Origin of the sequence: Embleya scabrispora DSM 41855, assembly GCF_000372745.1 — a bacterium.
GTDB lineage: Bacteria > Actinomycetota > Actinomycetes > Streptomycetales > Streptomycetaceae > Embleya > Embleya scabrispora.
This window is the reverse complement of the sequence record NZ_KB889610.1, coordinates 1-6904: the sequence shown is the minus strand read 5'-3', so window position 1 is coordinate 6904 and position 6904 is coordinate 1. Positions and strand designations below refer to the sequence as shown.

Annotated in this window: 5 protein-coding genes and 1 pseudogene; 3 read left to right on the top strand and 3 right to left on the bottom strand. The window is 71.6% G+C overall.

The window, feature by feature from the left end; all coding sequences use genetic code 11:
- Window positions 1–195 precede the first annotated feature (195 nt).
- From eda to edd, 3 genes are read right to left on the bottom strand one after another with little or no spacing between them, the layout of a single operon-like run.
- The gene (eda, locus tag A3IC_RS0112015; RefSeq protein ID WP_040876501.1) at window positions 196–810 is read right to left on the bottom strand and encodes a bifunctional 4-hydroxy-2-oxoglutarate aldolase/2-dehydro-3-deoxy-phosphogluconate aldolase; all 615 of its coding nucleotides are present in this window, start codon (window positions 808–810) and stop codon (window positions 196–198) included.
- A 2-nt stretch (window positions 811–812) separates the two neighbouring features.
- Entirely contained in the window at window positions 813–1832 is a 1020-nt protein-coding gene (glk, locus tag A3IC_RS0112010; RefSeq protein ID WP_020550298.1) for a glucokinase, read from the bottom strand.
- A complete protein-coding gene (gene edd / locus A3IC_RS53880) occupies window positions 1829–3718 on the bottom strand; it encodes a phosphogluconate dehydratase (protein WP_052173421.1) in 1890 nt (629 codons plus the stop codon). Before edd ends, glk begins: the two co-directional genes overlap by 4 nt.
- A gap of 216 nt (window positions 3719–3934) precedes the next feature.
- On the opposite strand from edd, the gene A3IC_RS53875 reads away from it, so the two are divergent.
- The 3 genes and pseudogenes from A3IC_RS53875 to A3IC_RS70860 all read left to right on the top strand — a co-directional run.
- Entirely contained in the window at window positions 3935–5122 is a 1188-nt protein-coding gene (locus A3IC_RS53875) for an ROK family transcriptional regulator (protein WP_020550296.1), read from the top strand.
- Window positions 5123–5375: 253 nt separating this feature from the next.
- A complete protein-coding gene (locus tag A3IC_RS0111995) occupies window positions 5376–6350 on the top strand; it encodes a pirin family protein (protein WP_020550295.1) in 975 nt (324 codons plus the stop codon).
- A gap of 118 nt (window positions 6351–6468) precedes the next feature.
- Window positions 6469–6832: pseudogene (locus A3IC_RS70860) on the top strand (pirin-like C-terminal cupin domain-containing protein); the annotation flags it as partial.
- Between the last annotated feature and the right edge of the window lie 72 nt (window positions 6833–6904).

The following is a 6904-nucleotide window of genomic DNA, read 5'->3' as shown; positions in this document are numbered from 1 at the left end:
CGCGAGCCGGCGCCGAAGGCGCCCAAAAAGAAGAGACCCGCTCTCCTCGCCGAAGAGCGGGTCCCTATTCGCGGTCTCCGCAGGTCGAACCCTCATACGACCTGCTCGTTCGTGGGCCGAACCCTCATACGGCCCACCATCCGCGGTCCGTGCCCCTGGCGCACCTCAGGGCAGAGCGCGCCAGGGGACGATCTATTACCCGCGCAGCCCCGAGGCTTCGCGAGCGAGCTTTTCCACCCGCGCCCAGTCGCGCGAGGCGACCGCGTCCGCGGGAAGCATCCAGGACCCACCGACGCACGCCACGTTCGGCAGCGCCAGGTACGTCGGGGCCGAAGCCGGGGTGATTCCGCCCGTCGGGCAGAACCGCACATCCGGCAGCGGCGAGGCCAGCGACTTCAGGTACGGTGCGCCGCCCGAGGCCTCGGCCGGGAAGAACTTCATCTCCCGCACCCCGAGTTCGCGCAGCTCCAGTACCTCGGACACCGTCGACGTGCCGGGCAGGAAGGACAGTCCGCTGTCCATCAGTGCCCCGTACAGCCTCTCGGTGCAGCCCGGCGTGACCAGGAAGCGCGCGCCGGCCCTGGCCGCGTCCTTCGTCTGCCTCTGCGTCAGCACCGTACCGGCGCCCACGAACGCGCCCTCGACCTCGGCCGCGATCCGCTCGATCGCGCCGAGCGCCGCCGGCGTCCGCAGGGTGACCTCGACGGCCGGCAGCCCGCCCGCCACCAGCGCACGCGCCAGCGGTACGGCCGACTCCACGTCGTCCACGATCACCACCGGGATCACCGGTGCCAGGTCCAGAACGGACATGCTCACGCCGCCACCTCCACGAGTCGAGTGCTGCGCGCGTCCAGCCACGCGGACGCGCCGCGCAGAGCCGGATGCGGGGCCACCACGAGTGCGGTGGAGATGCGGTGCAGGTACGGCGCCATCGTCGGGTTGGTCTCGAAGCCCATCCGGAACTCGCTCTTGAGCAACATCTCCGTGATCCGGGGCAGAATGCCGCCGGCCAGGAAGACACCACCGCGAGCGCCCATGGTCAGGGCCACCCCACCGGCGAACGTGCCGAGCAGTCGGCAGAACGTCTCCACCGTCGCGACGCACACCTCGTCGGTGCCGTCCAGCGCGCGGGAGGAGATGTCCGCCGGGCTGAGCGCCTCGGCCGCGACCCCGTGTACCGCCGCCGTGCAGCGGTGCAGGCGACACAGTCCGGGGCCGGAGAGTACGTGCTCCGCGGTCACCGTGCCCAGGCCGCCGCGCTCCTCGCGCAGCACCTCCAGGGCTGCGGCGTCCGGGCCGTGCGCCGGGCGCAGCAGGACGTGCCCGCCCTCGCCCGGCAGCGGCACCCAGCCGCCGCCCGGGATCGGCACCAGGCCGGCCACGCCGAGCCCGGTGCCGGGGCCGAGCACGGCCATCGGCAACGTCGGGTCGGGCAGTCGGTCGCCGACCACGATCAGGTCGTCGCCCGCCAGGTGCGGCAGCGACAGCGCCAGCGCCTCGAAGTCGTTGATCAGGTGCAGGTCCGGGACGCCCAGCTTGACCCGGGTCTCCGCGATGGACAGCACCCATGCGCCGTTGGTCAGCCGGAACCGGTCGCCGTGTACGGGGCCCGCGACCGCCGCGCAGATCGCGCTCGGCCGGGCCGCGCCGGAGCGGTCCAGGTAGTCCTCGATCGCGGCGGCCAGGTCCACGTGGTCCTCGCTGCGCAGCCCGAGCACACGTTCGGGCTGTCCGCCCGGCTCGGTGACCACGGCGAAGCGTGCGTTGGTGCCGCCGATGTCGGCGACCAGCCACGGGCGGTCGGGGGTCGGCGGTGTCACGGTCGGGTTCATGCGCTCGCTCCGTCGAAAGCCACGGTCGCGACCGCGCCGAACACACCGGCGCCGAGGTCGGCCGGGCCGACTCCGGCGCGCAGCGCGGTGAACAGTTCGCGTCCCGTACCGACCCACTCGGCGTCGGTCGGGGCCGCGCCGGTGACCTGACGCTCGGTCAGGTCGGCCTGCGTGGTCAGCGTGCCCGCGACCGCGTCCACGGTCACGATGTCGCCGTCGCGGACCTTGGCGATCGGGCCGCCGGCCGCCGCCTCGGGCGTGCAGTGGATCGCCGCCGGGATCTTGCCGGAGGCGCCGGAGAGCCGACCGTCGGTGACCAGTGCCACGTGGTGGCCCCGGTCCTGGAGGACGCCGAGCGCGGGGATCAGCTTGTGCAGCTCGGGCATGCCGTTCGCCCGCGGGCCCTGGTAGCGCAGCACCGCGACGAGGTCGTGGTCGAGCTCGTTGTTCTCGAACGCGGTCAGGAACTCGGCCTGTCCGTCGAACACCCGCGCCGGCGCGGTCACCACGTGGTGCGACGGGTCGACCGCGGACACCTTGATCACCGCGCGACCGAGGTCGCCGTGCAGCATCCGCAGCCCGCCGTCGGGCGCGAACGGCTTGTCGTACGGCCGCAGTACATCCAGGTCCAGGCTCTCGGTCGGGCCGTCCACCCAGACGATCGAGCCGTCCTCGGTGAGCTGCGGCTCGCGCCGGTACCGGTTCAGTCCGTCGCCCGCGACCGTGCGTACGTCCTCGTTGAGCAGCCCGCCGTCGAGCAGCGTGCCGATCAGGAACGCGGTGCCGCCCGCGGCGTGGAAGTGGTTGATGTCCGCCGGACCGTTCGGATACATCCGGGTCAGCAGCGGGACCGCGGTGGACAACTCGGCGAAGTCGTCCCAGGTGAGCGTGATCCCGGCGGCGGCGGCCATCGCGACCAGGTGCAGCGTGTGGTTGGTCGAGCCACCGGTGGCCAGGAGCGCGACGACCGCGTTGACCCACGCCTTCTCGTCGAGCACCTCGCCGATCGGCGTGTACTCGCGAACCAGCGACGTCGGGTCGCCGAGCGACGTGGTGGCCGCGACCCGGCGGCCCGCCTCGTCGGTCAGCGCCTTGCGCAGCGGCTGGTCCGGGTGCACGAAGCTGGCGCCCGGCAGGTGCAGGCCGAGCACCTCCATGACGAGCTGGTTCGTATTGGCGGTGCCGTAGAAGGTGCAGGTCCCGATGCCGTGGTAGGCGCCGGCCTCGGCGTCGAGCAGTTCCTCGCGGGAAACCTTGCCCTCGGCGAAGCGCTGCCGGACGCGGGCCTTCTCCTTGTTGGGCAGACCCGAGGACATCGGACCGGCCGGCACGAAGACGGTGGGCAGGTGCCCGAAGGACAGCGCGCCGATCACCAGGCCGGGGACGATCTTGTCGCACACGCCGAGCATCAGCGCGCCGTCGAACATGTCGTGGGCCAGCGCCACGGCCGCCGCCATCGCGACCACGTCGCGGCTGAACAGGGAGAGTTCCATGCCCGCGCGGCCCTGGGTGATCCCGTCGCACATGGCGGGCACGCCGCCGGCGAACTGGGCCACGCCACCGGCCTCGGCGACCGCGGCCTTGAGCTGCTCGGGGTAGGTGCGCAGCGGCTGGTGCGCGGAGAGCATGTCGTTGTAAGAGGAGACGATCGCGACGTTGGGCTTGACCGGGCCCTGGGGGCCGGTGCCGCGCAGCCCGAGCTTCTCGCTGGGCGAGCAGGCGGCGAAGCCGTGGGCGAAGTTGGCGCAACCGAGCTGACCGCGCGCGGGGGCCTCGGTGGCCGCGGCCCGGATCCGCTCCAGGTAGGCCGTACGCGTGGCGGCACTGCGGCGCGCGATGCGCTCCGTCACTGCGGCCACCGTCGGGTGGGTCCTCTGCTCGCTCACGATCTTCGTGCCCCTGCTGTCAGCGGCCTGCTCTGCCGGTTCGGGTACCAAACTAGGGGTACTTTTGCCTCTTGGCAAGCAAAAGAGTGACGCTCGGGTGTCGAAGTAGTGAACTTAGGGCTTTGACCGAGGGAAAGCCGCACTGGTTCACTGGATGGCATGGCCCGACGCGCGAATCCCATCCCGCACAGCAGTGCAGGCGAGGTCCTTCGCCTTGTGCGTGACGGGGATGCCGAGACCCGGGCCGACGTCGCCCGGCTGACCGGGCTGTCCCGATCCGCCGTGGCGGCCCGGATCGACGAGCTGGTCGATGCCGGGCTGCTCGCCGAGCGCGCCGATGGCGTGTCGACCGGCGGCCGACCGCCGATCCGCCTCGAACTCAATCCCGACGGTGGCCTGGTGCTGGCCGCCTCGCTCGGCAGTAGCCGCGGTCAGCTCGCGGTCTGCGACCTGACCGGTCGGGTGCTGGCCAGCCGGGAGACCCGGATGGCCGCCCAGGGCGGGCCGGACGCGGTGCTCACCGGACTGCCGGACTGGATCGACACGATGCTCGCGGAAGAGGGCTTCGACCCGGCGCGGGTGCGCGGCGTCGGGGTGGCCGTGCCCGGACCGGTCGAACTGGACACCGGGCGCGCGGCCGGTGCGCCGACGCTGCCCGGCTGGGACGGGGTGGCGATAGCGCCGACCCTGCAACGCCGGTTGCCGGTCCCGGTGTACGTGGACAACGACGTGAACGTGATGGCCCTGGGCGAATACCGGGCCCGGGCCGACGCGGGCGATCTGGTGTTCGTCAAGGCGTCAACCGGTATCGGCGCGGGGATAGTCGCCGACGGCAAGGTGTACCGGGGCGCGCTCGGCGCGGCGGGCGAGATCGGCCACATCCCGGTCGCCGGCGGCACCGGTGTGCGGTGTTGGTGCGGCAATGTGGACTGCCTCGAAGTGCTGGCCAGCGGACGGCACTTGATCGAGACGCTGGCCGCGCACGGGGCCCGCTTCCCGGACGGTCGCGAGGTCTCCAGCGTGCGGGACGTGGTGGCGCTCGCGGCGGCCGGTCAGCCCGAGGCGGTTCGGCTCGTGCGCGAGTCCGGGCGGATGCTCGGCGAGGTGCTGGCGAGCGTGGTCAACGTGCTCAATCCGGCGGTCGTGGTGCTGGGCGGTGACCTCGCCGACGCGGGTGATCCGTTGCTCGCGGGGGTGCGGGAGGTTGTGTACAAGCGGTCCACGGCGGTGGCCACGCGTGAACTCCGCATCGTGCCCAGTGTGTTGGGTGAGGCTGCGGGACTCACGGGCTGTGCGTTCATGGCCCTGGATCAGATCCTGTCGCCCGATTCGGTGGACACGACGCTTGCGCGGCTGGCGGGTGGGCGGGCGCTCCCGAGCGTGAACCGGGCGCTTCCGGCCTGAGTCCGGGCCGGTGGCCTGCGGCTGGACTCGAGCGCACTCGGGCCTGCGGCGGCTGGTTGCCCTCAGGCGCCGGCCGGGCCGAGTGGCCTCCAAGCGCGGGCCCGGCTGACTGGCCTCAGACGCCGGCGGGCCGGAGCGGTCACGGCTGCCCGAAAGCGGATCCTCCGCGCGGGGAATGTTGAGCGGGAAACTATCGTTGGAGCGAGCAAGGCCCGGGAAAGCCGGGACCGCACTCGTATCCGAGGAGCAGGCCATGCCCGCCGTCACCGTTTCCAACCCGCTGGCCCTGCCGCGTCTGCCGGAACCCGGTCTCGACGCGCGGCCGCGCCCCGTACTCGCCGTCACCACCGCGCCGAGCGGTGTCGAGGGTGAGGGCTTCCCGGTTCGGCGTGCCTTCGCGGGTGTGAAGCAGACCTACCTCGACCCGTTCATCATGATGGATCAGATGGGCGAGGTGGAGTATCAGCCTGGGGAGCCGAAAGGGACCCCGTGGCACCCCCACCGGGGCTTCGAGACCGTCACGTACATCATCGACGGCATTTTCGACCACCAGGACTCCAACGGTGGTGGGGGCACCATCACCAACGGCGACACCCAGTGGATGACGGCCGGGTCCGGCCTGCTCCACATCGAGGCGCCGCCGCAGCACCTCGTCGTGTCCGGCGGACTCTTCCACGGGCTCCAACTGTGGGTGAACCTTCCGGCGAAGGACAAGATGATGCCCCCGCGCTACCAGGACATTCGCGGCGGCACCGTCCGGTTGCTGACGTCTCCGGATGGCGGTGCACTACTACGCGTCATCGCCGGCGAGCTGGACGGCCACCAGGGACCGGGCATCACGCACACACCGATCACGATGATTCATGCGACGCTGGCGCCGGGCGCAGAGATCACGCTGCCGTGGCGCGAGGAGTTCAATGCCCTCGCGTACGTCCTCGCCGGGCGCGGCTCCGTCGGCGCGGAGCGTCGGCCGGTGCACCTGGGGCAGACGGCTGTGTTCGGCTCGGGCTCGTCGCTGACGGTGCGCGCGGACGAGAAGCAGGATTCGAATGCGCCGGATCTTGAGATCGTCCTTCTCGGCGGTCAGCCGATCCGGGAGCCGGTGGCGCAATACGGGCCGTTCGTGATGAATACCAGGGCGGAACTTCAGCAAGCGTTCGACGACTTCCAGAAGGGGCGGCTGGGCACGATCCCGGCCGTGCATGGGATGTCTGAGGGCGGCCTGTAAGGCTCGCTGGGACCCCACGCGACCGCGCCCCCTCCGGACAATGGAGGGGGCGCGGTCGCGCCGGCTGTCAGGGTCGTGTAGGGCACCCCCCGGCACCCGCAACGAGGCTTCGAGACGGTCACTGGTGCGGCTGATCGCGGGCTCCGTCGGCGGCTTCGACGGCCCGGGCATCACGCACACCCCGATCACGTTGCTGCACGCCTCGGTCAACCCGGGCGCACGACTTTCACTGCCGTGGCGCAGGGACTACAACGCGCTGGTGTACGTGCTCGCGGGTTCCGGCACCGTCGGTACGATCGGCGACCGATCGAAACCGGCCGGCTCGCGGTGTTCGGCGCCGGGGACACGATCGACCTCCAGGCCGACGCCCGACAGGATTCGAACAAGCCGAACCTTGAGGTGATCGTTCTCGGCGGGCAGCCGATCGGCGGGAACTGGCCTGGTACGGCTCGTTCGTGATGAACAGCCACCGCGAGTTGTAGCAGGCGATGGAAGACTTCCAGGCCGGTCGCCTGGGGACCGTCCCCACTTCCTGATGCGCTGACCAAGACGGG

Coding starts and splice junctions, on each gene's coding strand:
- A3IC_RS0111995 (WP_020550295.1), top strand. CDS start 5,376: ATGCCCGCCGTCACCGTTTCCAACCCGCTGGCCCTGCCGCGTCTGCCG.
- eda (WP_040876501.1), bottom strand. CDS start 810: ATGTCCGTTCTGGACCTGGCACCGGTGATCCCGGTGGTGATCGTGGAC.
- glk (WP_020550298.1), bottom strand. CDS start 1,832: ATGAACCCGACCGTGACACCGCCGACCCCCGACCGCCCGTGGCTGGTC.